26 protein-coding genes are annotated in these 26,950 nt (G+C 38.3%); 10 read left to right on the top strand and 16 right to left on the bottom strand.

Annotated elements, in window-relative coordinates; all coding sequences use genetic code 11:
- Positions 1-17: 17 nt before the first annotated feature.
- The 12 genes from IE199_RS11910 to IE199_RS11855 all read right to left on the bottom strand — a co-directional run bounded on the left by IE199_RS11910 (position 18) and on the right by IE199_RS11855 (position 10,978).
- Positions 18-1,157, bottom strand: coding sequence for a nuclear transport factor 2 family protein (locus IE199_RS11910; RefSeq protein ID WP_189770726.1), 1,140 nt, complete (start codon positions 1,155-1,157; stop codon positions 18-20).
- An 89-nt stretch (positions 1,158-1,246) separates the two neighbouring features.
- The gene (locus IE199_RS11905; RefSeq protein WP_189770723.1) at positions 1,247-2,293 is read right to left on the bottom strand and encodes an AraC family transcriptional regulator; all 1,047 of its coding nucleotides are present in this window, start codon (positions 2,291-2,293) and stop codon (positions 1,247-1,249) included.
- A 102-nt stretch (positions 2,294-2,395) separates the two neighbouring features.
- Complete coding sequence (locus IE199_RS11900; RefSeq protein ID WP_189770721.1) at positions 2,396-2,620, bottom strand: hypothetical protein; 225 nt, start codon at positions 2,618-2,620, stop codon at positions 2,396-2,398.
- 61 nt (positions 2,621-2,681) lie between these two features.
- Positions 2,682-3,491 carry a TPR end-of-group domain-containing protein gene (locus tag IE199_RS11895; RefSeq protein ID WP_189770719.1) on the bottom strand — a complete coding sequence of 270 codons (810 nt, stop codon included), beginning with the start codon at positions 3,489-3,491 and terminating at the stop codon, positions 2,682-2,684.
- 156 nt (positions 3,492-3,647) lie between these two features.
- On the bottom strand, positions 3,648-4,013 hold the full coding sequence (locus IE199_RS11890) for a cupin domain-containing protein (protein ID WP_189770717.1): 366 nt from the start codon (positions 4,011-4,013) through the stop codon (positions 3,648-3,650).
- Positions 4,014-4,256: 243 nt separating this feature from the next.
- Positions 4,257-6,407 carry a TonB-dependent siderophore receptor gene (locus IE199_RS11885; RefSeq protein WP_229854686.1) on the bottom strand — a complete coding sequence of 717 codons (2,151 nt, stop codon included), beginning with the start codon at positions 6,405-6,407 and terminating at the stop codon, positions 4,257-4,259.
- Between the two features lie 317 nt (positions 6,408-6,724).
- Positions 6,725-6,961 (bottom strand): hypothetical protein, encoded by a 237-nt coding sequence (locus IE199_RS11880; protein WP_189770715.1) that lies wholly within the window; start codon positions 6,959-6,961, stop codon positions 6,725-6,727.
- A gap of 111 nt (positions 6,962-7,072) precedes the next feature.
- On the bottom strand, positions 7,073-7,630 hold the full coding sequence (locus IE199_RS11875) for a zf-TFIIB domain-containing protein (RefSeq protein WP_189770713.1): 558 nt from the start codon (positions 7,628-7,630) through the stop codon (positions 7,073-7,075).
- 177 nt (positions 7,631-7,807) lie between these two features.
- Entirely contained in the window at positions 7,808-8,161 is a 354-nt protein-coding gene (locus tag IE199_RS11870; RefSeq protein ID WP_189770711.1) for a hypothetical protein, read from the bottom strand.
- A 516-nt stretch (positions 8,162-8,677) separates the two neighbouring features.
- On the bottom strand, positions 8,678-8,983 hold the full coding sequence (locus tag IE199_RS11865) for a hypothetical protein (RefSeq protein WP_189770709.1): 306 nt from the start codon (positions 8,981-8,983) through the stop codon (positions 8,678-8,680).
- A gap of 244 nt (positions 8,984-9,227) precedes the next feature.
- Entirely contained in the window at positions 9,228-9,575 is a 348-nt protein-coding gene (locus IE199_RS11860) for a hypothetical protein (protein WP_189770707.1), read from the bottom strand.
- 890 nt (positions 9,576-10,465) lie between these two features.
- Positions 10,466-10,978 carry a GNAT family N-acetyltransferase gene (locus IE199_RS11855; RefSeq protein WP_189770705.1) on the bottom strand — a complete coding sequence of 171 codons (513 nt, stop codon included), beginning with the start codon at positions 10,976-10,978 and terminating at the stop codon, positions 10,466-10,468.
- A gap of 777 nt (positions 10,979-11,755) precedes the next feature.
- Here IE199_RS11855 and IE199_RS11850 point away from each other — a divergent pair.
- Entirely contained in the window at positions 11,756-12,004 is a 249-nt protein-coding gene (locus IE199_RS11850; RefSeq protein ID WP_189770703.1) for a hypothetical protein, read from the top strand.
- Positions 12,005-12,087: 83 nt separating this feature from the next.
- Here the strand turns inward: IE199_RS11850 and dps are convergent, their stop codons facing one another.
- Positions 12,088-12,600 (bottom strand): DNA starvation/stationary phase protection protein Dps, encoded by a 513-nt coding sequence (dps, locus tag IE199_RS11845; RefSeq protein ID WP_189770701.1) that lies wholly within the window; start codon positions 12,598-12,600, stop codon positions 12,088-12,090.
- 293 nt (positions 12,601-12,893) lie between these two features.
- Here dps and nth point away from each other — a divergent pair, with 293 nt between their 5' ends.
- Positions 12,894-13,562: an endonuclease III gene (gene nth / locus IE199_RS11840; RefSeq protein ID WP_189770699.1), complete on the top strand. Its 669-nt coding sequence runs from the start codon at positions 12,894-12,896 to the stop codon at positions 13,560-13,562.
- Positions 13,563-13,717: 155 nt separating this feature from the next.
- On the opposite strand, the gene IE199_RS11835 is transcribed toward nth, so the two are convergent.
- Entirely contained in the window at positions 13,718-14,827 is a 1,110-nt protein-coding gene (locus IE199_RS11835) for a GNAT family N-acetyltransferase/peptidase C39 family protein (RefSeq protein ID WP_189770697.1), read from the bottom strand.
- Positions 14,828-14,875: 48 nt separating this feature from the next.
- The gene (locus IE199_RS11830) at positions 14,876-16,321 is read right to left on the bottom strand and encodes a RimK family ATP-grasp domain-containing protein (protein WP_189770695.1); all 1,446 of its coding nucleotides are present in this window, start codon (positions 16,319-16,321) and stop codon (positions 14,876-14,878) included.
- A gap of 526 nt (positions 16,322-16,847) precedes the next feature.
- Here IE199_RS11830 and adhP point away from each other — a divergent pair.
- From adhP to IE199_RS11790, 8 genes are all read left to right on the top strand, one after another.
- On the top strand, positions 16,848-17,861 hold the full coding sequence (gene adhP / locus IE199_RS11825; RefSeq protein ID WP_189770693.1) for an alcohol dehydrogenase AdhP: 1,014 nt from the start codon (positions 16,848-16,850) through the stop codon (positions 17,859-17,861).
- Positions 17,862-18,058: 197 nt separating this feature from the next.
- Positions 18,059-18,541, top strand: a complete 483-nt coding sequence (locus tag IE199_RS11820) for an Hsp20 family protein (protein ID WP_189770691.1) — start codon at positions 18,059-18,061, stop codon at positions 18,539-18,541.
- A gap of 335 nt (positions 18,542-18,876) precedes the next feature.
- On the top strand, positions 18,877-19,839 hold the full coding sequence (locus tag IE199_RS11815; protein WP_189770689.1) for an ABC transporter ATP-binding protein: 963 nt from the start codon (positions 18,877-18,879) through the stop codon (positions 19,837-19,839).
- A complete protein-coding gene (locus IE199_RS11810; RefSeq protein WP_189770688.1) occupies positions 19,829-22,744 on the top strand; it encodes a Gldg family protein in 2,916 nt (971 codons plus the stop codon). The genes IE199_RS11815 and IE199_RS11810 overlap by 11 nt, the downstream gene beginning before the upstream one ends.
- A 12-nt stretch (positions 22,745-22,756) precedes the next feature.
- Positions 22,757-23,686, top strand: a complete 930-nt coding sequence (locus tag IE199_RS11805) for a DUF4340 domain-containing protein (protein WP_189770687.1) — start codon at positions 22,757-22,759, stop codon at positions 23,684-23,686.
- An 80-nt stretch (positions 23,687-23,766) separates the two neighbouring features.
- Positions 23,767-24,084 (top strand): hypothetical protein, encoded by a 318-nt coding sequence (locus IE199_RS11800; protein WP_189770686.1) that lies wholly within the window; start codon positions 23,767-23,769, stop codon positions 24,082-24,084.
- Positions 24,081-24,938 (top strand): RNA polymerase factor sigma-32, encoded by an 858-nt coding sequence (locus IE199_RS11795; protein WP_189770685.1) that lies wholly within the window; start codon positions 24,081-24,083, stop codon positions 24,936-24,938. Before IE199_RS11800 ends, IE199_RS11795 begins: the two co-directional genes overlap by 4 nt.
- Before the next feature lie 58 nt (positions 24,939-24,996).
- Positions 24,997-26,112, top strand: coding sequence for a S1C family serine protease (locus tag IE199_RS11790; RefSeq protein ID WP_229854685.1), 1,116 nt, complete (start codon positions 24,997-24,999; stop codon positions 26,110-26,112).
- Positions 26,113-26,133: 21 nt separating this feature from the next.
- Here IE199_RS11790 and IE199_RS11785 read toward each other — a convergent pair whose 3' ends face one another.
- The gene (locus IE199_RS11785) at positions 26,134-26,910 is read right to left on the bottom strand and encodes a transporter substrate-binding domain-containing protein (protein WP_189770679.1); all 777 of its coding nucleotides are present in this window, start codon (positions 26,908-26,910) and stop codon (positions 26,134-26,136) included.
- Between the last annotated feature and the right edge of the window lie 40 nt (positions 26,911-26,950).

The raw sequence follows: 26,950 nt of genomic DNA, 5'->3' as shown, positions 1-26,950 counted from the left end.
TACCACATGATTGGCGTTTACATTTTATTGAGTAAATTAACCATAGCTAATGCGACGTCTTTTGATGATTGATAGTTAGTACCAGTGACCACGCGACCATCAACTTGCACAAATGACTGATTACGTTCGCCATAAGAGAAACTGCCACCGCGCTTTTTAATGGTTTGTTCGATATCAAATGGAAATTGCTGATAATAAGCGGCATCTGTTTTTTCAAACGCTGTTGGATAGCCACTAATTTTTCGACCTGCCACTAAATATTCTCCATTACTGAGTTTTAAATTAACGATACCAGCTGTACCGTGGCAAACAGAGGAAACAATGCCATTATTTTGTTCATAAACCTGCATTGAAATGGCTTGCAGCGTTTTGTTTTCGGCCACTTGATACATGGCATTACCACCTCCAACATAATGTACAGCTAGATATTGGCTAGCATCTACTTGCTCAGGCGATAAGGTATTTGCCAGTAGGTACATAAAGTTTTGGTTATAAAGGTAGTGCTTGTGTTTGTTATCTGAGGTATTGATATAAGCGAGTGGCAATTTTCCGCCTTGGGTACTGACCACATCCACTTGATAGCCTGCATTAATAAATACCTCATATGCTTCAACAAGTTCAGAAAAACTGGTACCTGTTGCCAGTGTTGAATCACCGTGATGATCTGCACTTGACGTGATAAATAACACGCGTTTATTCATCGCATTAGCTAACTGCTCAGGTTTTGCTTGGCTATCTAGTTGCGTTGCTGTTTTACTGACAATTTGCCAACCTTTGGCAAAACGCTTTAGTAAAAACTGGTCAGTGTATTGGTTAACAGGTTTTGCCGTGGTTATTAATGCTCGTGCTGACGCAATATCACCATCAAGCGTTACCGATAATATAAATCCAGAACGGCTAGATTTTGGTGATTTAAACCAGCTAGCATATTCTTTTGCACTCACTTGCCAAAAAGGTTTTTTAGGGTGGCTAAGCATCAATGATGCTTGTGGGTGAAATGCATCTTCAATTAAGTTGGGCTTACCGTTACTGGTACCATCAATATACTGTTGAATGACCGCTTTAACCGCAAGTTGCTCTTGAGCATCGTCGTATGCAATTGCAGAAAATTGTACCATCAAGATCAACAGTACAAAGGTGTTGTGTAGTATTTTCATTTTATTGAACTCCTTAAATGTTGTTGGAGTTCAATTTAAATTAATTTCAATAAAAACAGATAGCTAAGTTATATTACAGGAGTCCGAAATTATAATTTCGCAGTGCGAAAACGGTTGGGTGTAACACCAGTTTGCTGCTTAAATGCACTGTAAAATGTAGAGGACGCGCTAAAACCACTTTGTTCAGCTATGTGATCAATACTGGCATTAGGTTGTTCCACTAAAAGCTTTTGTGCCAGTAACACGCGTTGACTATTGATGTATTGTTTAAAATTCATTTGATAATGATCATTAAGCAGCTGTGATAATGTTGTGTGAGACATACCTAATCGTTTGGCTAGTCGAGGTAACGACAGCTGTGGATCAATAAAGAGCTGTTCGTTAGCCATCAGTAGATTCAAGGTTGCAGAATATTGCTCGGTTTGTGAATCAGTTAGTTTATTATTTGCGTATTTATCAGCTTCGACTCGTGGCGCAGCTAATGGCTCTACTTGATGTTTTGATAATGGCTTTAACAATATCAAAACAGATAAATAAAGGATCAGCGTAAAACTCAACGCCCCCATAATGTAAGAGGTGTAACTCGCTGTAAAATAGGCGAGCCAAATTAACGAACTACCAATAATGGTAATAAAGGCTTTGTCAGTTAATAGTTTGTGCCATTGGCCAGATAAACTTTGTATTCTTTCGCGGTACAAATAGCAACCCGTAAACAAACACAAGAGCCATAGTAAACTTGAACCACGAAAAACCCAGTTCTGCCATAAATCTAAGTAGGTGTTGTAGGGGAATACAATACCTAAAATAACAATAGCGACAGTTAAACCGATAAAAAACCACTTTACTGCGTGTTCAAGTGAGCTGATTTTTTCTTTGTAAACAAGGTATGTTATCAAACATGGCCCGATTAGAACACAAGCGGTCAAGCCTAGTTGTAAAATGTTCTTGCTTAAATCAGGTGTAAAATAAAAAGCGACGGATTTGCCAATTCTGATGCTTATTAGTAACAAAAGTACTGCTAACCAGTTATCTCCAGGCTGTTTATTTGAGCGCGTGAGTATCCATGAGGCTAATATGAAGCCGTTAAATACACCAAGAGAGGAAAAGAAAAACAATAAATAAGCTGTGGCACTCATCAAACTATCAAGCTAAAAATTTTTGCTAACTATCCCAAATATAAGTGATATAGGCAAACTTAAGGGGCTTTCTTTTTGTTTTTCTAAAACATAAGCAAATTATTATGTTTCTTGAGTAGGAACAATTTCAAATATCACCTTAGTCAGCGCTAGTCCAAAAATAATCGCGCCACCGAGCATCAAACCTTGTGCTGTAATATGTTGCTGTTCTGGGGAACTAAAAAACATGCTTCTTGCGATGAAAACTAAAATTAAACTATATGAAGCGATGCCAAAGCTCTTTATCGCCTGCATAAAACGATCAAATATGTGCGTTGAATGGGCCATTTTTACTCCTTTATATCTAGCTATTATGATAAAAATAATAAGTGTTGTTTTCTAATGAACACTACTTTTTACCATTCATTTGCTCAACTCTAGCCAAAGACTCTTTTATCGTTCGAACGCCCATTTCAACTCGTTGTTTATCCGTTTTTACCGTTTGATCAAACGGCTCTAATGTCCAAGGCGCATCTTTATTTTGTTTTTTGTATTGTGTTCCCCAGATCTGAGGTTTTCCGATACTTTGCAAATATCTATCTTCAGCAGCACAAGCAAGCCATTTTGCAGTTTTATTTGAAGGATTAAGCTCAGCCGCCTTTAGCGAAAGTTCATTGGCCAGTTTGTAGTCTTTAGAAGAGCCACCATGTTGCATAACCATCGCCGCGTGGAAAAAATCATCACCATGGCTAAGTTTGTTGGCGCTGAGCAGTTCATGCACTCGTGCTTGCCTCATTTCATCTCTTTTACCCACAATATTCCAATCAATTGTTTCAGACTGTCTATCTGATTGATCAGCTTGATAAAGCTCGTACAACTCAACATTAATTTTTGAAAGATAAAGCGTTTCAGCATCAGTAGCTTGTTGTACCAGCTCAGCCCAACGACTGTCTTGATGAAGAGAGGTGAGATCGCTATCCTTTATCATCCATTGGTGATCTTTAAAACCTTTTTCAATGGACAATTCTAGGTATGAAAAAGCGTTTTCTATGTCGCCTTTTAATGCTGCGCAACAAGCCATGTTATAAGCGGAGTTTGGACTCGCATTGTCTTTGTTGAATCTATCAGCTAATTGTTGACACGTTTGCTCGTTAGCATAGGCTGAAAATGAAATTAAACTTGCTAACACTATAGCGAAAAAATACTTTGAACAACTCATGAAAACTCCTTGTCGTAAATTAAAATAATATTTGTTTTCTACTAATTACCGTAACTTTTAGTAAATGTCTGAAAATATTAACTAAAAGAGGGGGTAGTTTATGTTGTTTAGAAGTGTATTAAAACTGTAAATAATAATATATCGAGCTAAGTCGCTTTAAACCCAAACATCTTTTTCTGCGGTGAGTTCACCGCTGGCATCCCCCGTATTTGTCACTCCACGAGTTTCAACAAACATAACTTTGCATTCATTTTCTGCAAATGGTTTATGTTCAACACCTTTAGGCACGACAAACATTTCGCCTTCGTTAAGTTCAACCTTTCCGTCTCTGAAATCAATACGCATTGAGCCTTCAATAACGAAGAAAACCTCATCCGTGTCTTTATGATCATGCCATACAAAGTCACCTTGTATTTTTGCCAGCTTAAACTGATAGTCGTTCATTTCAGCCACAACCTTTGGCGACCAGTGTTCTGAAAATTTGGAAAATTTTTCGAGCAAATTAATTGCAGATTTCGACATCGTATTTTCTCCTTGTTGCAACTAGCGAAAAGTTTAACCCATGGTTTAGTTATTGTTCTTATTAAACAAAGCTAAACGTTAACCTGTAAGCAAACACCCTAGCAACTGTTAGCTGAGATTTAAACTAATTACGTTACACAAATTGAAGATAAATACCACATTTAACCTAATGATTTTTGCTGAGTTTTAATCTGCAAACTATTAGTTCATGAGTTAAAGCGGCCTTTTAAGCCGCTTTTTTCGTTATAAACTATAAGTTAGTTGAAGGGCAAATTTACGTGGGCTGGCGTATCGGTATTGGTTATAAAAGCCAATTTGACTGTAGTAGGTTTTATCAAACAGATTATCAAGGTTTAAGCTTACTGATAATCGTGAGTTAACTTGATAATTTGCCATAAGGCTTGCAACCCCATAACTTGACTGTTCAACTTCAACCTTGCCCTTAACAGGGTTGTTAACATCATCGTAAGTACGGCTTTGCCAGCGGTATCCTGCACCAACTTTTAAGCCAGCTAACAGGCTATCTAGCTTATAAGTGGTAAACAACTTGAATTGATTTTTTGGGTTGGTTGTATTTATTGGGTCTCCTTTTGGCGCTTCACCTTTACTATAGGTGTAGCCAAAATAACTATTCCAATTTTCACTCAATGCCCCGTTTAATTCAAATTCAAACCCCTGTGTGCGTGTGCCGTCAACTGGTCGATAAATCGATTGGGAAGTGCCTGCAATGGTTTCGCCAGTATATTCGCCAAGGTTGTCTTGGTAAATTTTAAACCCAGAGAAAGCTAAGTCTAGCAGGCCATCTAATAACGTTGCTTTAATACCTAATTCATAATTTTCCCCTTGAATAGGGTCAAGGTAGTGGCCATTTTTATCAACGCGATTCTGTGGGGTAAAAATATCTGTATAGTTTGCGTACAGAGACCAATTATCGGTTAGAGCATAAGTGGTACCGAGGTAAGTTGTTAGTTCATTATCTAACTCGTAATTGTGCTTCCTGCCAAAGTTATCATGATCAGTTTTCCATTGGTTCAACCGACTACCTAAAATGACAGATAATGCATCAGTAAAATTAAGTTGAGAAGCAAAATACAATGCGCTTTGTTCTGTGGTGCCATACGAGCCGTAAGCCGCAGTTGTTTTCCAGGTTGGTCTGGGGTAGTTATAATTTGAGGCAGTAAAGTCGCCAATGATTTTTGCTTGTTCTTGTGCAGGAAAATAGGGCGTTGAAAAGTCTTGGTTTTGGTTGTTATAGCCAAACATTATTTGATGATTTTTATTTAACCAATTGAATTGGCCAGTCAATTCTAACTCATAGGTTCTCTGGATACGCTTAGCATCAATAAAGTTTATAGAGCCTGGAGACATACCTGTGTTGGTTTCAGGGTCGGGATGGCCGGTCGCCCAAAACACATCATATTCTAAATCATTGTTACCATAAATGTAGCTGGCACTTAGCTGCCAATTAGAGTTGAAGTAATGATCTAGGCTGATAAAGCTATTTAGCGCGTTTGTTTTTGACGAAGACCAATCAGGCGCCGTAGATGTTTCTCTTGCGTAATTTGTGCGAGAACCATCACTGTAGAATATTGGCAAGCCGCCTGACATGGTTCCTTCTGGCGTTGTTTTTTGAGAATCTACTGCAAAGGTAAGCAAAGTGCGATCCGTTAAATCGGCTTCAACAATACCGTATAATGTGGCTGTTTTTTGCGTAAACCTATCTTGGTATGATTGTTTATCTTGATAAGCAACAACGGCTCTACCACGCAGTGATGAATTATTATTTAAGCTGCTTGATGCATCGATAACACTACGATAATCTTGCCAAGAACCGATAGATGCTGACACGTTAAATTGCGATTTGGCTGTGGGGCGTTTACGAACTAAGTTAATTGCTGCGGAAGGGTTACCTGCGCCTAGCATTAAACCTGTTGCACCGCGAACAACTTCAATACGTTCGTAAATAGCGGTATCAGTGAGGTTATCGCCGTAGTTAAAGCGGGTATCGTAAGTTGTTGCTATGCCATCGTAAAGAATGCTGGTAACGCCAATACCACGCGCTGTGATAGAGAATTTACCGTTGTCAGCTTCCCTCGCATTAACGCCTGTTACACTCGTTATGGCAGCAATTGCGCTGGTGAGTTGTTGATCAGTCATAGATTGGCTGGTAATAGCAATGGCAGATTGTGGAGTTTGTAAATGTGACAGGTCTAAGCCTGTCGCTGAGTTCATTAAATCGACTTTATAACCAGAAGTTTTCTCGCCGATAATCGTGACTCTTTCAATATTTTCGTTTGTATTTGCAAAAGCTGTTTTTGAAAAGGGGAATAATATTACGGCTGTTATCGCACTGTAAACAAAAGGAGAGGTTGCTTTTAAAGCTGAACAAATCATTAGGAAATCCATTTAATAATTTAATTAAGTGATATGCGACAGAGATATCTCATCGCTAAAGAACGCCCGTTTTAAACAGGTAGAAAGAGGTTACAGAAAAGGGGAAGTTTTGTAAATGATTATGAGAGTGATTGTTATTTAATGTGGTTGGGTTTGTTGTGTGCCCTTAAACTAACAACTTTACTTTCGTAGCGATTTACCATTCAATTCCATCGTGTAAATGCAAGGTAATATAAATATTTGATTACCCTTGAGGCGTTAGCCCACAATCTCGAAGATTAGCTCAGCTAATATGTTATGTTGCTTTCCGATATTATTTACTTCCAAGGTAGCCATGTTTTAGGGGCATAACCAGTAACGGCTACTTTTAAAAATAAAAGAAAAACATATGGGGCAAACATAAGTCCGATGTAATCTCGCCAATCAGCATCAATAAAAATGTCATCACGATGTTCAACTAGAGATCTAAATGCAATTAAGGCACAAAGAATAAATACAATTGCTAAAAGGCGAATAAATAAGTTAACTTTTTCACCATGCCATGGAGGTGCCATCGTTTATCCTTTAAATAATACTTGGGAAACGTTTGGTAATAAGCATGAAGGATGTAGATAAAATTGTTTCGACTTAGTTGATGTCCGTCACGCTTATTGTTCATTTTTATACTACTTCTCTGCAGAATAAGGGTCTTCTGCTAAAAGATAGGCTCTTAAATCTGATTTATGTTCTTGTGACATTAACCATGCTCGCATTTCTTTTACTTTAGAATAAGTATCATCACCAAATTTAGCTTTGTAAATATCTGCAAAATTTTGTTTTGCGCTATCTTGGCGGATATTACGCTGCCAACTTTGTGTTACTACTGAGTTTAAACAACCAGCTAGTCCCTCGCTTTTTAATAACTCCCATTCACCTTTATCTAACCACAACCCGCCAACAACAGAGCTATAATCGACTTTATGTTCATTTTGAGAAGAAATTCTAAATTTTCTCATTATTGTTCCTGATGAAGGACACAACATTGCTTTTTTGCTTTCCGTTATTTCAGATTCTTCAACAGAAATTTCTTCAGAAAATTCGTAGTCTTGGTTTCTCTCTTTCCAAGAAACGTAATCCTCAATTAAAATCCAATTACCACCGCAATTAGAGCACGTATGTGCACGAAATTGACCCTCAATAAAACTCGGAAATAACGTCCCATTTTTACAACTTGTACAATTCATAATATCCCTTAAATCTTAAAATTTAATTTGAATTTAAATAAATACATAACTCTTTGAATACTATACGAGAAGCCTATGACAAGGCTTTAGTCTGCTAAAATTAATTTACAGTTAATTTTCAGTCATGTCCTATCAGTATTATTTAATCTACAAAAAATCCCCTTTTTTGACTGCTTGTTATGTACTGTTTTTATCTTTAACAAACAACAAAATGATTAACTCGGCTAGACTAATTGATGCTAGTTGAATCATAAGTCCGAACATAACCCCTATGCCAGCTTGAGCATCGGACTGTATACCAAACAACAAAATAGGTACCAAAAGAAAAGTGAGGACTGCAGGAATGCTTCTTAAGGCACTAAGTTTGGTATTTCGGTAATTATTAGCATTCGATAAAAAAATTAACACTGCATAAGGTGATAGCAATAAATAAAAGCCCACCTCAGTTGGTTCCCAATACTTTATGCCGATAGAAACAAAAGACAATAAAGCTAATATTTTAATTGGAAAATAAATTTTTAGAATATTCATGGCACTCCCTGGCACATAGAAAAAATACCCATCACACGGTGCTGAACTTTGCATTGTCGAGGGTTAGCTTAATAAGCCATTGCGAAAATTTGTTTGTTAATTAACTAAATTGCAAAGGCCAGCCTAGCTAAACATAACATAATTTTCATAGGCTTAGATACCCACAAAGAATTTTCTTAAGTCGCAACACTTGAAGGTAGGCTGGTGGTAAACTGCAGATCTAAGGCAAAAGAACAGTTTGAATTAAAAAAGGATGTCCATTGAATCATTTGGGTAATTAAAAGATTGGAGATATCGTATAATAATTTCGCCAAAAACGTTAACGAAATTGCCAATGCCCAGATAAATACTCAAAGATAAACACTTGTCTAAGCTTTGAGCTAAGCTGTTTGAATAGTTAATATATGACGATACTGAACATCAAGATACGATGGAAGGTGGCTTCTACCGTGCGACAGGTGCTTATCCTTGGTGAGCTTTACCGTTAATTTTAACGTTAATAATAATTTACGTTCATTATTGAGGTGTTTGATTTTGTCGAGAAAGGTACGGTTCGACTTGTTTTAGTTCTTTTTTAGTAGAGATGAAATTCAAAATACATGTACTGACTAGCGCCCAGATAATCGCTACGTCAAAAGAAAAGTAATAGGTAAGCAAAGCGACGGGTAGAACAATCAAAATTACAAGATACATAATCGCTTTGTTTTGATTCACCGGTTGGATGACTCGACTCGCTTTGACGGCTTGAGCGATACGAATTCGCTTTTCTGAGGCGTTCAAGCTAGCTAAGGAAGGATGGTTCCATAAAAATAAATTGTGCATACTCGTTTTCCCGTATAAATGTTCTGAGCATTTTGGAAGCCATATTGCTATTTCAGCTCAATTATTAGTTCAGCCATAATAGTATTGGGCTTATGTTTTTTATTACAAAAATAGATAAAAATTGATGGGATATTACAGATAATCGTATATTTTAGACGGGCGCTCTACCGTGAAGGTTAATAAATAATTGTTTTAGTGTGGAGGTCAGATTAAGTCTGATCTAGCAAAGTTTAAATTGTACAGATTAATGAACAACCGACTCAATTACATGCCAGTTTCCTTCTTTCTTATAAATGGCAATTTCGATCACTGCATCTCGCTTTTCATAGATGCCTTTCCAAACAAACCTGAAAATGTCTAACCCTTTAAAATTATAATTCCTCAGCGTGCCTAGAAATTCGTAACCAATATTCAAGCCGTTTCTTTCATTCATACATTTAATGTCATTTAAAAAGACTTCTCTTGAAAAATTAACAAGGTATTTTTCTTCATAACGTTTTGTATATAAATCAAAGTTTCCTGTGTTATCAGCCTCTAGCATTTCTTTTAAGTATTTTTCTGCAATTGCCAGCTCTTCGGTAGAATCAGCCATTTTAAACTCCCTGTGTTCAATTTTTACCATGTCTTCCGCTACACTATTTTAACCCTAATAGCATAATTAAAAGGCTTAAATCTCTTTAACAACAGACTTAATTCTGCAAATTCTTTTTTGATACTAGCTCTGAAACTTAAGACTTTCAATGAGTTATTTCTGTTTGTTCTCTCTTTTTAAAGGGAAAGCAAGATCAAGTCTATTTTGCTTGAAGCAGGCGAGCAAAGTGCTATGTCAGGTTAAAATTTCACGCTTTTTTCAGCGCTTTTCTGCATTGTGTGGTAAACCGAAACATAATTTTGCTGCCTGTTAAATTTGAGCTTTGTAAAACTAAAAAAGGATGTCCATTGAATCATTTTTTATTGATTGAGTTGGTAGGTAAAACTATTCATCTAGCCCATCTGTATTATTGATTAAATTTCTTGCACCTTATTCATTCACTTGATTACTCAGAGAAGATATAAATAAACGCCTAAAACTTAATGCAAGAAATATAAACGCTAATATAGCTACGGGAATAGACCAAAAATTAAATGAATAATCAACCGCACAGTGAAAACAAGAGTCACTCTCTTTAGTTGTCACGAAAGTTAAAACTGTGAAAAGAAAACCGATTAACATATAAACAATTGTTAATTTCACAACTAATCCTACTGAGAACCTAACACCGCGTTAAATCTTGGAAAACGCCTATCACCAAACCTAAACCATTGTACCTTAAACACTTAAGCTAACTTGATTCAAAATCACCAAACCTAAACCATTGTACCTTAAACACTTAAGCTAACTTGATTCAAAATCACCAAACCTAAACCATTGTACCTTAAACACTTAAGCTAACTTGATTCAAAATCACCAAACGTGGTGAATTCGCCTTAAACGCCTTGTTGTTATTGTGGATGGAGGATAGTATATTCATAGAAAACTACGTTGCGATCCAAAGAGGGCCGCTCTATAAAACCCAGCTTTTTGAGTAACTTTGCTGAAGCAATATTAGATTGATCAACACCACCTATGAGCTTTAGCCAAGATTCGGATTTCTCGACTTCATCGATGAAACCTTGAAGTAGTTCGCTAGCTAACCCTCGTCTCCAGTATTCTTCAGCAAGCAAATAACCGATATGAGCATACATGTCATTTTCTACATAAGCGAACAAGAAACCTATTAGTTCGTGATCCTCGGCTAGTACTTGAAGTAAGCGGCTTTCCAACAACATACGCTTAAGCCATGTTTGGGCTTGTTCACTAGAATCTATTCTGTGGAAATATGGAGGAAGATTTTCTACAACTGCTGGCGAGAGGATTTGAGGAATTCGCTCTAGCAAATATGTGTGATTAGACAAATCAAACGCTTCAGTAATTTCAATTACTGTCAGCCTCTGACTTTTGAATGATATTGCCATACAACCTCCTCATTTCGATAAAAAATCATAAAGTCTAATAAAGGGGAGTCGCTTTTTATGCGGCTTTCGACTTGATCTTGTTGTTAGTAATATCTACCCAAAATAGTACAGATATTAACACTATATGTATGATGCATATAACCCAAAATACATCATACATACTTACAATAAAATCAGTGCCATGCTTATTTATTGCACCAACTAGCACAGTGCTAAACCACATTATAAAACCAGTCAGTATCAGATACTTTGATATAGTGAGTTTTCTATATGAAATAACAGCACCAATCAAAAAACATATGCCAGAAAGAAAAAGAAATACGCTCCCATCAACCCAGAAATTTCCAGATAAAAGGTGAGGAAGATTTGCATATAACATCGCAATCGAAATAAGGAAATAAATTACTGCTACTAAAAGTACTCGTTTCATGATTTATATTACTAACAACTTTTTAAAAGGCTTAAATCTCTTTAACAACAGACTTAATTCTGCAAATTATTATTTTGATACTAGCTCTGAAACTTAAGACTTTCAATGAGTTATTTCTGTTTTTTCTCTCTTTTTAAAGGGAAAGCAAGATCAAGACTTTATTGCTTGTAGCAAGCGAGCAAAGTGCTATGTCAGATTAAAATTTCACGCTTTTATCAGCGCTTTTCTGCATTGTGTGGTAAACCGAAACGTCATTTTGCTGCCTGTTAAATTTGAGCTTTGTAAGTTTTAACAATGGAGTAAGCTTGTTAACATATGCCTAATACATGATGTAATTGAGTATTTTTATGATTATCGATGATAAAGAAATTGAAACGTTAGAAGAGTTGGCGGCCTTTATAACCTTAGTAGAGCAGGGCGGCTTGGGTTTAGAAAATGTAGCGGGTATTGCATTGGCGACTAATAACAGTGATGGTCGTCCGTTTATTGCAGTGTTAGATGATAGCCATCAACTTTTGTTAGGTCGTTGGGTAACTCAGCATGTATTTGAAAATGGCAAAGACTTGGTAAGAACAGGCTCTGGTAAAATCCATTAATACAGATATAAAAAAGGTGGCGTAATACGCCACCAACACGACTTCGATGATTTTACAATTAAGTTCGAAGTTTAAACACGGTGTTATTTGGTCAATGCACCATCCGATGATTCAATGTGTGCTCGCACAAACCACTGAAATTGCTCCAGATCTGCAAGTTGGCTAACGATCATATCTTCAGATACTGGGTCTATGTCAGAAAGTTTTTCAATCGCCTGTCTATGATCAGCATTTACGCCGTCATAAACACGGTTCAGAGCACCTAAATGGTCTGAAACAAGCGCTTTACCCACACCATAATCATCCCATGTTCTTCGCTCAACAATCGCAGCTGGTGTGCCTACTGGCACGCCACCTAAAGTAGCAATTCTCTCTGCGATGGTATCTGTCATTTCACGAACCACTTCTACTTGTGGATCTAACATTTCGTGCACCCCAATAAAATTAGGGCCTACCACGTTCCAGTGGATATGTTTAAGGGTTAGTTGTAAATCAAGCAGTGCTACCATGCGGTTTTCTAAAATACTAATAGCATCTGAGGCTTTGTCGTTGCTCATCCCAGGGGCAGTAAATTCAGCTACTTTGTTAGTACTCATTATTTCTCCTTTGTGAAGTTTATTCATCGTTGATGTAAATAAAATATCTTTTGATTTAACAGGAGCAACGCCAATGCCAAGTATGAGCTTTTTGTTTAAGTTACTGAATATATTTAATAATATGGTGAGTTATCACTCGGGTGATAAGTGAAAATCCTAGATGTTTATATAAAACTTTTAGGTTAAATTGTAAATTTTTCACGGTAGATTAAGGAGATTTGTGTGATTAAGTCTGTGAAATATATGCTGACTTTTATATGATACGCAGCGATTTGGGGCAATGAGAAAGGGTTATGCCAGAGAAAAATTTATTAAAACAAGAACGTGTCGCTTTTATTCTAGCTGAGCTGCAAAAACGCTATCCAAATCCACCGATTCCTCTTGATCACAAAGATCCTTATACTTTGTTAGTGGCTGTGTTGTTGTCGGCGCAGTGCACTGATGAAAGGGTAAATCAAGTGACTCCTTCACTTTGGCAATTGGCAGATAACCCGTTTAATATGGCCAAACAATCGGTTGATGATATTCAGGCAATTATTCGGCCTTGTGGTTTATCACCACAAAAGTCTAAAGCAATTAAAAGGCTGTCTGAAATATTGGTCGAACAATACCAAGGCATTGTACCTAATGACATGCAAGCATTAGAGACTTTACCAGGGGTAGGACACAAGACTGCAGGTGTTGTGATGGCGCAAGCATTTGGTGTTCCCGCATTTCCTGTAGATACGCATATTCACCGTTTAGCCCAGCGCTGGGGCTTAACCAGCGGTAAAAACGTGGCGCAAACTGAATTGGATCTCAAGCGATTGTTTCCTAAAGAACGCTGGAACGACCTTCATTTGCAAATTATTTATTATGGCCGAGAGCATTGTCAGGCTCGTGCTTGTCATGGCTTAGTTTGCCCAATATGCACAACCTGTTACCCAAATCGTAAAACCGCAAAAGTGATCAAAAAGCCGTAAAGATTTATAGTAATAAGTTCTGCTTTAGCGCAGTGTAAAGCAGAACTATAGATAGCTAAATAGTATGAGTATTTGGCTCGTTTTGTTGGTTTTTTATCTACAAACCAGATATGCAAGATAAACCAATAGCCATTAAACTAACAATGGTGAGTACCTTAGCCCGCAGGTGATAATAATATGGCACACCTTAGGCGACTGGCACCAAAGGTCGACATTTTGTCAAAATCAGCGCGTGAAATAGGGGTATGTTGACAATCTATGGCTTGCTGCCATTTGCTGTCAACATGTGAGTCGTGTACATACATGCTGTGATTATCAATCCCCGTGATTAATACCCAATGGGGGGCTTTTGCCCCATCGAGTCGATAGGTACTGATTAACATTAATACCGCTTTGCCTTGCTCTAGCCACTGAACAATTGACTCTTGGTTAACATCGCAATAATGAATGTCGATGTTTTGCTCAGCGCATTCTTGTGCAAATTGCTGATGTACCAGCGTCATAATTTCTTTTTTGTTACTTTTTCTTACGCCGTCTATAAATAGCGGTTGTTCGCTATTGACGTACACTTGTGCATTAAATTGCCGACGGTTAGCTGCTAATGCTAAGCCAAATGGGTGAGTGCCACCCAAACCTGACGTCATAAAAATAGTGGTGGATTCTCGCCACAGGGTTAACTCTAAACCTTGTTCACATTTTATCTGTTGATCTAGGCTTGCCATAGCCATCATTAATGCGGCAGGACCACAGGTAAAGTCTGTACTTTGTTGATACCAAGGGGCTTTAGCATGTTGAATCACCACAGATTTGTTTCGAATGGTTTTTTGCATGCGCAAGGCATCTTGGTGATCATCGTAATAATCTAGATATTGCCCAAACGTTCTGTAACCTTGCGCTTGATAGAGTGCAATTGCATGTGCGTTAGATGTAGCAACTTCCAGCCGCATAAAGGTTCGGCCAGAATCAACCGCTGCTTGTTCACTGGCAATTAATAGCAGTTGACCCAGTTTCATGCCTCTCGCATCTGGGGTTACTGCAATAGAATAAAGCCTAGCCAGGCGTGTGCCTTTTAGCAGCAATACCAAAGCATAACCCAGTAGCGTTTGTTGATTTTGTTCATGAGCAACGAGCAACACGCTGTGGTTTGACACCAAATGATGTTTAAAACTTCTTCGGCTAAGTTGGTCAGTTGAAAAACACTGAGCTTCAATGTTTAGCAACTGCGCTAGGTCACTTTGCTCGGCAAATCGAATGGTAATCGACATTTTAGTAATTCACCCAAAAACCATTAATAACAACAAGTAAACTAGGCACTATTTAATGCCCCTTGCTTCAAGTCGTCTTAAAAATTCTGCCATGATTTGCATGTATAACTCTTCACCTAAATATTTATCTTCAACGCCAAACTCTAAACTTGGGTTGTCGTTAACTTCTAAAACATAGGCTTTGCCGGCAACTTCTTTTACGTCAATGCCATATAAACCATTGCCCACAGCACCAGCAGCTTTTAACGCGGCACGCAATACATGTGTAGGCACTTCAAATGTGGGTAGGGCATCAAACCCGCCACTAAAATTGCGCTTTGAATCATGGTTGTAGATTTGCCAGTGATTTTTCGCCATGTAATAACGACAGGCATAAAGTGCACGACCGTTTAATACGCCTATACGCCAATCATAGTCGGTAAACATGTACTCTTGCGCGATATAAAGCGCGGAATCTTCCAGTAATTTACCTGTTTCCTTAATAAGCTCTTGACGATTTTTTACCTTGAATACGCCTTTAGAAAAAGCGCTTTCAGGGATCTTTAATACCATAGGGTATGCTAAATTCTGCTCTAATTGTTCAATAGTCGCTTCACTGTTATCAGCCAAAACATACGTTTTTAAGCTTGGTACATCGTGATAGCTGAAAGCGTCATGTAAGTACACTTTATTGCAACAACGTAAGATAGAATTAGGGTCATCAATAACCACTAAACCGTGCTTCTCTGCTTCATGAGCAAATCGGTAAGTGTGGTGATCAATAGCTGTTGTTTCCCGAATAAACAAAGCGTCATATTGAGGTAAAGCACTTAAGGCATCAGCATGAACTTCTACAGCACGAATACCATGTTTTTCAGCTGCGCGAATAAAACGACTGATTGCCCCCTTATTACTTGGAGGAACATGTTCTTGTGGATTGGTAAGTATGGCAAGATCCCAACGATATTTCTTTTTGTCGGCTTTAGTACGCCACGCTTTACGAGAATGCGCTTGCAAAATTTCAATACATTTTTGGCGTTGATCTTGATTAAGTTGATCTAAGTTACAGCGGCTTATATGTACCTTTTTTTCATCGTTAGTGTTTTGAATACGCGCCATTAATAATGGTGCCGGAAACTGCTGATAAACCCAGTCTGCTAATTTTTTATTTGCATCGTCAAGGCATAGCCCCATACAGACAATAAATTCACTCGGATTGTCTTGTATTTCGATTTGGCTTAACGGTGTAGAACTTAGCAAGATATTTGAGCCGGTGTCTCTAAGTGAGTTGATCACTCTTACACTAGGTAAAACCGGATGTTTTCTTGCTTCTGCTAACAGTGAACAGTAGTAGCCATGGCTCAAATAGCGGCTGGTATCACATAAATTCACAATGCGAAGTTTAGCTTCGTTTAATTTTGGATACTGTGATAAATACTGGTTAAAGCTAATGGCATTAATCCCTGTTTGTTCAAGGATTTCTGGGTCGTCGGTCACAAAAATTGTCGATAACAAAATAATATACTCATTTGCTTGGGATGCTTTAGCACATCAAGGGGACAGAGCGACTGACGGGGTTGGCTACCCCAATAATTAGGGTAGCTTTTTATAGCATAAATTGGCTAAAAGAAAACAAATTTTAACAATGAAAATAAAATAATTTGTGCTTAATCAAAACAACGTATGTTTTAGTTTGTTACCCTAGGGGCTGTTGATCTTTGCTGTTTGAATTTTGTTCAAGGTAAACGCCTTCTGATCACGACACTTGGATTCTTGCATAGTCATTCTATGGTTAATTCAAGTAACAAAGAGCAGGAGGCGTTTAGTTGAACCCTTTGGGCAGCATCTGTTGGGCATTTCTACTGTGTTACCGCTTGACTTGAGTAGAGTAACTACACGGCGTAAGCGCTGCCTTGTATAAATACCAAACAAATAGCTGCAAAAACAAACTTGAAAGATTAACAGAACCTATTAAAAAATTAATTAAAATTGATTTAACCCAGCTGATGGATATCAGTCGATTTATGCAAGGAGATCACCAATGAAAGCGGCATTAGTTCACCAATTTAAACAACCTCTAGAAATTCAACAGGTAGATAAGCCAGAGTTAACTCAAGGCGCAGTTATTGTCGAAATAGCAGCTTGTGGAGTTTGTCATACCGACTTGCACGCGTGTCACGGTGATTGGCCAGTAAAACCTAAATTGCCATTAATTCCTGGTCATGAAGGTGTTGGTACGGTAGTGGCAAAGGCCGACGATGTGAAACACATTGAAATTGGTGATCGTGTCGGTATTCCATGGTTACACAGCGCGTGTGGTCACTGTGAACATTGTTTAAAAGGTAATGAAAATCTATGTCCTCAGCAGCTAAATAGTGGTTATTCAGTTGATGGTGGTTATGCTCAGTTTTGTAAGGCTGATGCCAACTATGTGGTTAAAATACCTGAAGATATTAGTTTTGTAGATGCTGCGCCACTATTTTGCGCTGGCGTTACCACATATAAAGCATTAAAAGTTTCAAAAGCAAAACCTGGCGAGTGGGTTGCTATTGTTGGTGTTGGCGGATTGGGGCACTTAGCTGTTCAATATGCCAAAGCCATGGGGCTCAATGTTGTTGCGGTTGATACCGGTGATGAGAAAATGCAACTGGCCAAATCGCTAGGTGCAGAAGTTTGTATCGACTTTAAACAGCAAGATCCTGCACAAGTGATGCAAGAACAATTAGGTGGTGTACAAGCTGTGGTTTGCACTGCAGTTTCAAAGGCAGCATTTACCACTTCATTTAACAGCGTTAAACGTGGTGGCGTTTGTGTGTTAGTTGGCTTACCACCTGACGAGATGCCTATTCCGATTTTTGATACTGTACTAAAAGGCATAAGTGTTGTTGGCAGTATTGTTGGTACAAGACAAGATTTAGTTGAGTGTTTACAGTTTGCCGCCGAAGGTAAAGTAAAGGCTATTATTGAAACTAAACCGCTTGAGCATATTAATGACATATTTGACGATATGTTAAACAGTGAAATTAATGGCCGAATTGTATTAACGTTAGAATAAAAATTTAATCACAATGCAAAAATTAAGCGCCGAGTTTTACTCGGCGCTTTTTTGTGAAAAACAAAAATTTTTTTTACTAAACACTTGGATTTTTTATCAGCGTCCCTATTTAAAAAAACGTGGTTAACTTGTCTATTGTAGAAAGTGAATCACCTAGATTGTTTTTATTTTATGTTGCTTCTATCGGAGGATATACGATGAACTCAGTTGATTTAACCCCACTATATCGCAGTACTATTGGTTTTGATCGCTTAGCGTCAATAATTGACAGTGCGCTTGCATCAGACAACACCGCGGGAGTTTATCCGCCATACAATATAGAAATGCTTGAAGAAAACAAATATGCCATCACCATTGCTGTTGCTGGGTTTTCTCAAGAAGAACTCGACATTCAAGTTGAGAATGGTGTTTTGACCGTACGTGGTAACAAAACCAAAAAAGATGAAGGCAAATACTTGTACCATGGTATTGCCAATCGCACGTTTGAACGCAAATTTAACTTAGCTGATTATGTTGAAGTAACCAATGCTGAATTGGCCAATGGTTTATTGACTGTAGATCTGGTGAAAGAAATTCCAGAGGCGATGAAACCAAGAACCATTGCGATTAACAAAGGTGCCAATGCAATAGAGCACAAAATAGATGAGCAAAAAGATACTAAGTCTGAAAAAGCGGCTTAGTGTCGTGTTATCAGTTGCTTAGCTATGATTTATTGAAGCTGTAGACCACGTGGATGAGCCAGATTTATCTGCGTGGTCGTATAGCTATTTTTTCGCTAAGTCTCTGCATAACCTAACTTATTTTGAAAATTTTTGTTCAATGGCTTGAACTTTAAATTTTCGCCCATATCAAAACAGCAAACTCGTTCTGTACTTTGTTTTTGGGAATGTTCCCAGCTATTTAGGAGAAATTAACAATGTATTTTTCGAACCTTTCTATTGGCCAACCTTTGGCTAACTCAATGTTATCGGGCTCAAAAACAGACAACATCAAACAATAATTATTGGAGACTACCATGCTAAACGTGAGTCATTTAACTCGCAGCTATGGCAGTTTTGTTGCTGTAGATGATGTGAGCTTTTCTATCAACAAGGGCGAAATTCTTGGGTTGCTTGGCCATAATGGTGCAGGCAAAACAACAATGATGAAAATGATCAGTGGTTATTTAGAAGCCAATGCTGGTGATGTTTTACTTGATGGTATGTCTATTACTGACAATGCAAAAGCCATCCAACGGGAACTCGGATACCTACCTGAAAACTTACCTGTATATCCAGAAATGACAGTAGCTGAATATTTAGATTATGCTGCTGATTTAAAGGGGCTCTCTGACTTAGTTAAAGTGGATGAAATCAAGCGAGCAATCAAGGCGACCGACTTGGCGGCAAAATTACTTGCTCCTATACATACATTGTCGCGCGGCTATAAGCAGCGAGTTGGTGTCGCTCAAGCGATACTTGGTCAACCTAAATTGTTGATCCTTGATGAACCAACCAATGGCTTAGATCCCGAACAAACGCAACACATGCGTCGATTGATCAAAGAAATCTCAAAAAATGCTACTGTCATTTTATCGACTCACATAATGCAAGAAGTTGATGCCTTATGTGATCGCGTTATTATTCTTAAAGCAGGCAAGATTGCTTTGGACGAAAAGCTTGAGACGTTGAAACATAGTAAAAATATCGTGTTGGAAACTGATTATCAATTGCTTGAACAGCTGCAGCAAATTGTGAATGTAGTCACCGTTGAACAAATAACAGATGAACGGCTATTGATAGCCTTGAGACCTTCAGCGTCAGTCCCCGAGGTTAGTAGCCAAATCAGTAAATTAATTGTTGAATCAGGCAGTAATCTTTATGCGATACATCAAGAAAAACGTGACCTCGAAGTCATATTCAATCAAATAAATCAAGATGTTATGGTAAATTCAGATGGCCAAAAAGGTTTTGGGCAGGAGGTATGTAATGCAGCCTAATCTTTTTAAAAAAGAAAGCATCATAAGAATTGCAAAAAAAGAAATATCTCTGTTCTTCACTTCCCCGATCGCCTACTTATTTATAGGTGCTTTTGTTGCGATAACGCTATTCATCTTTTTTTGGGGTGAAGCGTTTTTTGCCAGAAATATTGCTGATGTGCGCCCTATGTTTGAATGGATGCCTCTATTACTCATTTTTCTGTGCGCTACGCTAACCATGAAGCTCTGGAGTGAAGAGCGGCGAAGTGGAACTATTGAATATGTGCATACTCAATCAATCCCACTGTGGCACTTTGTTATTGGTAAATACCTTGGGTGTCTAGTTTTGTTAGCTATTGCTTTGTTTATCACATTGCCATTACCGATATCTGTTAACTTTTTTGCCTCACTTGATTGGGGGCCCGTCATATCAGGTTACTTAGCAGTTTTATTATTAGGTAGCGCATACATTGCGATAGGTTTAGCGATATCTGCTAGAAATGAAAATCAAATTGTTAGTTTAATTGCAACCTCAGTACTTTGCGGGGGATTTTATTTTATTGGTACTCCAGTATTGACAGATTTTTTTGGTCATCAAAGTGCTGAGCTTTTGCGTTCTTTTGGCACAGGTGCTCGTTTTGAAGACATCACTCGCGGAGTTATTGATCTACGTGACCTATATTATTACCTATCCCTTACTTTGGTGTTTTTAGTGATTAACACTTATTTTCTTGAACAAGAGCGATGGGCAAATACCGGGTCGCAAAATTCTAGTAGACTAAAACGCCACGTATATTGGCAATGGGTGACCGGGCTACTTTCAATAAATTTACTGAGCGCTAATTTGTGGTTAGGCCAGTTGCCACAACTCCGTTGGGATACTACTGAAGGAAAACAGTATTCTATTTCTGAGGCGACTGAGGGATACCTAGCACAATTGCAGGAACCGTTGTTGATTAGGGGCTACTTCAGTCAAAAAACACATCCATTGTTAGCGCCGTTAGTGCCGCAGGTTAAAGACTTATTAAAAGAATATGAAGTGGTTGGAGACAACCGTGTTCGTGTTGAATTTGTCGACCCGCAACAGTCTCCTGAACTAGAGGAAGAAGCTAACAGTAAATTTGGTATTAAACCTATGCCTTTCCAAGTAGCAGATCGGTACCAAGCTTCTATTGTTAGTTCATACTTTAATGTGCTAGTGCAATATGGTGATGAACATCAAGTGTTAGGTTTTAGAGATCTTATCGAAGTTAATGCTAGAGCGGAATCTGATGTAGATGTATTGCTAAGAAACCCAGAACACGACATCACTCGTGCGATAAAAACGGTGTTACAAAACTATCAAAGTGCCGGTAACTTGTTTGATGCGGTGCAACAACCATTAACTTTTACAGGATATGTGTCTGCTACTGACAAACTTCCTAAGCAGTTAGTTGAATTTAAATCGGATATTGAGCAACAACTAAAACAAATAAAAGTAGACGCAGGCAATAAGTTAGAAGTTAATTTTATTGAACCTGAAGCTAATGGTGGTCGCTTAGCACTACAAATCGCTGAAGATTATGGCTTTCAGCCAATGGCGACCAGCTTATTTTCTGATAACGCGTTTTATTTTTATTTGACGTTATCTTCAGGAGATCAGGTTGTGCAAATTCCTTTGGATGACTTCAGCGTCAGTAGTTTTGAACGAAATTTTGATGCTGCCATAAAACGTTTTGCTTCGGGATTTACCAAAAATGTTGCTTTAGTCACACCGCAAAGCTCCCCTTATGGTGCATATGGATTACCTAGTGCCAGCTTTGAGCAACTAAAACAAATGTTAAATGCTGAACTTAATGTAATTAATGAAGACTTATCAGATGGTAAGGTTTCAGGCCAGGCTGATTTATTGATGTTGATTTCCCCAGAATCTCTTGATGAAAAAGCCGTGTTTGCTGTTGACCAGTTTTTGATGAAAGGTGGGACCGTTATTGCAGCAACCTCACCATTTAGTGTTGACTTTACTGGCGGTAGATTGTCAATGTCTTCTGTAAAATCAGGCTTAAGTGACTGGTTAGCTCATCACGGTTTAACGGTGGAAAATAAACTTATCATGGATGCTACAAATGCTGCATTTCCAATTCCTATAACTCGTAATGTCGGGGGATTACAGTTACAAGAAATGCGTATGGTAGATTACCCTTATTTTATTGATGTACGCCAAGGGCTTAATCAAGAAAACTTAATCACTTCACAACTTCCCCAGTTAACTGTTCCCTGGGCGTCACCTATTAGTGTTGACGCAGACAAAGGCCAGATCTCCTTTACTGAGTTGATCAATAGCTCAGAACAAGCGTGGACATCATCATCGTTAGACGTTATGCCTAAAATTAATGCACAAGGCGAATCAACATACTCTACAGATGGAGAAACAGGACAGCAATTGATGGCAGTAATGGCACAAGGAAAGTTTTTATCCTATTTCGCAGACAAGGAGTCTCCCTTGTTGAGTAAGGCTGATGAGGTTAAAACACGGGATGAATCAGTTGAGACTGACAACATTGCCGATACAACAGAAGCGTTTGATGTTTCTAGTGTGATCAAACATGCTTCAGAAAGTGCTCGTATTATCTTATTTAGTTCTAACGACTTAGTGCAGGATCGAGTGTTACAGCTAACTAGTGGCGTTAGCCAAAGTGTTAATCTTGCAAACGTAGAGCTATTGATCAATGCAGTTGATTGGTCATTAGAAGATCGCGCACTAATGAGTATTCGTTCAAGGGGCAATTTTAATCGAACGCTACCACCGATGGAACAAAATGCTCAAATGTTCTGGGAATATGCTAACTATATTTTAGCTTTTTGTTTGTTAGCAGGTGTGGCTATTTGGCAGCGTCAGCGTTTGCGGAGCAAACAGCGATACTATATGACTTGGTTGGCGCAATAAGAGGAGATAACGATGAATAAACTAGTCGCAACGTTAGCATGTTTACTGATTGTTCAGTTAGTTGTCGCTGGCACACTGTGGACAGTTGACTCAGATATGACACAGCAAGCTGAACGTCAACCTCTGTTAGCGTTTGATAGTAGCTTACTTAATAAAATTGAGATTAAAAGTAAAGATGACACACTCAGCCTGTCAATGGAAAAAGGTCAGTGGCAGTTTACAGAACACCCTGACTTACCAGTTGCCGATATTAAATTAGAATCGCTTATCAATGAGCTGTCGTCAGTTCACATGTCATGGCCTGTTGCGCACTCTAAAGCAAGTCATGAGCGCTTTCATGTATCCGATGATAACTTTGAAAAACAACTGACTATATACAGTCGCGAAGGTGATCTTCAGCTATTAAATATTGGTAAGTCACCCAGTTTTAAACAACTCTACGTACGAAATGCTAATGAAGACGAGGTTTACCTGATTAACTTTAATGCTTATCAATTAAGTGCAGATGCCAATGATTGGCTTAAAAAGTCACTGCTTTCAGTTGAAGATGTGATGAAAGTTGAACATGCCAACATTAGTATAGAAAAGTACGAAGAACGATGGCGATTGTCGGAGCCAATGGTTTTGTCGGAAAACGAGGGATTGAATGAAGATGATATTGCACAATTTGTCGATAAAATTGCAAATCTTCATGTCATCGGGATTGCTACTAATGGTTCATTTAAACCTTTGCATAAGTTAACGGTTTTTAATAGTGAACACGACAGTTTTACTTATGAGTTCTCGAAAAGTGATACTCAATATTATGTTAAGAGAAATGATGTAAGCCATTGGTTTTCTATCGCAAAAAATCAATATGAGGCGATTGCAGAGCTTTCGTTTGATCAGTTCGTATCTAAAAAGAATGGCGATAAACAACATAACACAGTGACAACAGAATAGTTGTTCAGGGAGTGGTTTATACTACTCCCACAACTAATCGTTTTTGAACTTGTTTTATATTGCTTTAAAGGGGATATACGATGAATTCAATATTTAGTCCACTCATTAAATTAGCACTTTTAGTATTGAGTCTTGCTTTTGGAGTAATACTTTCTGTGAGTATCATCACCAAAGAAAGCCAGGCTAATACACCTGTTGTTGCACATGCTACACCTTTTGCTAAAGCGCTAAATAATGGCGCAGAAAGTCCAACGTTGCAGCAACAAATTGAAAAAGATATTAATAGGTTAACACCAGGCCACCGAGACTATGATCAAGAATTTGTTAAGGCGTTATTGGTGAAAAATAATAACATGCCAAATGGAAAAGTTGATTTATTAGTAGGAGATAGATCATGAACATTCATTTTCCGAGTGCAATAGCAAAATCCGACAGTTTTGAAGGCTATATGGCTTATGTCACCAGTTTACCCGTGCTTGATGAAGAGAGAGAAAAGCTGCTTTTTCAACGCTTTCATCAACAAAATGACCTAAATGCTGTGCAAGAAATTGTTGTATCACATCTTAGGTTTGTTGCATTTATTGCACGTAGTTATAAAGGTTATGGTTTGCCATTGGAAGACTTAGTGCAAGAAGGCACGGTTGGGCTAATGAAGTCTGTGAAAAAGTTTAGTCTTGACTACGGCGTGAGGCTGGCAAGTTATGCAGTGCATCATATCAAGTCAGAAATTCATGAATACATTGTGAAAAACTGGCGTTTAGTGAAGGCGACAACGACTAAAGCGAAAAGAAAACTATTTTTTAACTTGAGGCGCCTAAAACCGACGACTAACTGGTTAACACTAGAAGAGAAAAAGGGTATTGCTCAACAGCTAGGTGTTACTGAACAAGATGTCACTGAGATTGAAGTACAATTGGCACAAAGTGATGTGTTTTTAGATGCCCCGTGTTCGACAGATAACGATAATACTCTAGAGGTAGGTGAATTTCTGCTTGCTGATCAAAAGTCTAATGTTGAAAACTCTGTGTCCAAAAGGGAATTTGAACAGAAGGTAAAACATAAATTTACACAACTTTTGGCTCGTCTTGATGATCGAAGTAGAGATATTATTACGCAACGTTGGTTAACAGACGACAAGGTGACACATAAAGCCTTAGCTGAAAAATATCATGTATCACATGAGCGGATCAGGCAAATTGAAGAAAAAACCTTATTAAAACTTAAAAGAAGCCTTCTGGAGTTTAGTGATTAACTTATTTTTGGTAATCGCTGCTGATGGCTAGTATCAATAAAAACAAACGGGTGAATTTGTGAACCAAGAAACTAACTTTATAAAACTATTGCGACTGGGCATTTGGTTACTAGCCATCTCTTATGTTATTTCATTACTTGTTCCTATGATGGATAGGTGGTTTGCCACAAAACACGCTGAACCGCGCATGGTAACAGCACGTGGTGAATTGGCTGCACAAGAGAAAACGACAATTGATATTTTTAATCAGGCCAGTCCATCGGTGGTTTTTATTTCTACCAGTAATATTGTCAGAAGTTACTGGTCACGCGATGTTCGCAAAGTGCCTCGCGGTAGTGGCTCAGGTTTTATCTGGGATGAATTTGGTCATGTAGTGACCAATTACCATGTGATTGAAGGGGCTTCGGAAGCAAATATTCGCTTAAACGATGGTAGAACCTACCAAGCAAGTTTGGTCGGTGTTAGCCCCAATCATGATTTGGCGGTATTAAAAATTAACGTTGACCTTGATTTACCCCCAGCTGTTCCTCTGGGTACGAGTGAAGATTTACAAGTAGGGCAATCGGTGTTTGCTATTGGTAATCCGTTTGGTTTAGATCATACCTTAACCAGTGGTATTGTCTCTGCTTTAAACCGCTCTTTATCTGACGACTCAGAGTTAATCATCAATAACTTAATTCAAACAGATGCTGCGATTAATCCAGGTAACTCTGGTGGTCCATTGTTAGATAGTGCAGGGCGTCTCGTTGGTATCAATACCGCAATTTATAGCCCATCGGGTGCATACGCAGGTATTGGCTTTGCCGTGCCTGTTGATACGGTAAACCGTGTCGTGCCGCAACTTATTCAGTCAGGTAAGTACACACAGCCTTCACTAGGTATATCGATTGATCAAGACTTAAACGCTCAAATTATCCAGCAATTAGGTATTGAAGGCATAGCTATTTTAGATATTTCGCCTAATTCTTCAGCAGCAAAGGCAGGGTTACAACCAGCACAAATGACACGTTTTGGTATCAAACTGGGTGACGTCATACAGTCAATTGATGGCAATAGAATAAGTAATGTAAAATCACTGATGTCTACTCTAGATAACTATCGAGTTGGTGATCAAGTAACTGTTGGCATACTGAGAAACAATCAGCAGCTAGAAATAACAACAAGATTGCAATAACCAACCTTTATACCAATTGTATTATTCAGGCAGGTTTTCAATCAATCCTGCCTTTTTTCTCATGGCTGATAGCTCTTGTGGGTGTTCGTCAATAAGCTGAGAAATTGTTGCCATTAGTTTGGGGTGTTTAATCGTCGAAAGGTGAAAACCTGTAGGGGTAAAAGGTAAGTTTTTAGCTAACACCAGCGCAGTATAGTGGTGTTCTTTCGCCAAATGTCGAGCGACATTGTACTCAATATCAGCGCCGGTTGCCCGACCTGCATCAACCATCATTAAAGCGGCTGCCGCATCGGTAACTTCTTTAAACTCTATTGCATGAGACTCTTGCAAAGGATACCAAGCAATGGGCGAGAAGCCTCTTGGGAAAACCAAAACGCGAAAGGATTCTAGTTTAATGTTTTCATGTTCTGGTTTTACCATGGTGCCTCCTAAAGCGGTGGCGATCTTTGGACTGTAGAGGCGTGTATCAAGGGGGGCAGTTTGTTCGTCACTACTGCTGTTACTGTGCCAAGCTGGGTTGTCGGGATACATCAAGTCAAATGAATCGGATTCAAATTCAAGATAAAGCCGCTTAATGGGTAAGTTGATTACTTCAAATTTACATCCTGTTTTATTTGAAACCCATGCAATGAATAATTTAAAAAATGTTTCTTTATTTGGATGTTCGCCATTGTAATGTGGGCTGTAATCTATCGATTGAACGCCCACTTTATAAGGGACTTTTTCGCAAGCGATGCTAGGTAAACTAATGCTGACAAAACAGAGAGAAACTAGGGTGATTATCGATTTTTTAAACATTCAATACCTAAATAAAAGCCACAAACTAGCGCTAAATTCG

Source organism: Thalassotalea marina, from assembly GCF_014656435.1.
In the GTDB taxonomy this organism is placed as follows: Bacteria; Pseudomonadota; Gammaproteobacteria; order Enterobacterales; family Alteromonadaceae; genus Thalassotalea_C; species Thalassotalea_C marina.
Note: the sequence above shows the minus strand (reverse complement) of the source record. Positions and strands in the feature narration are given on the sequence as shown.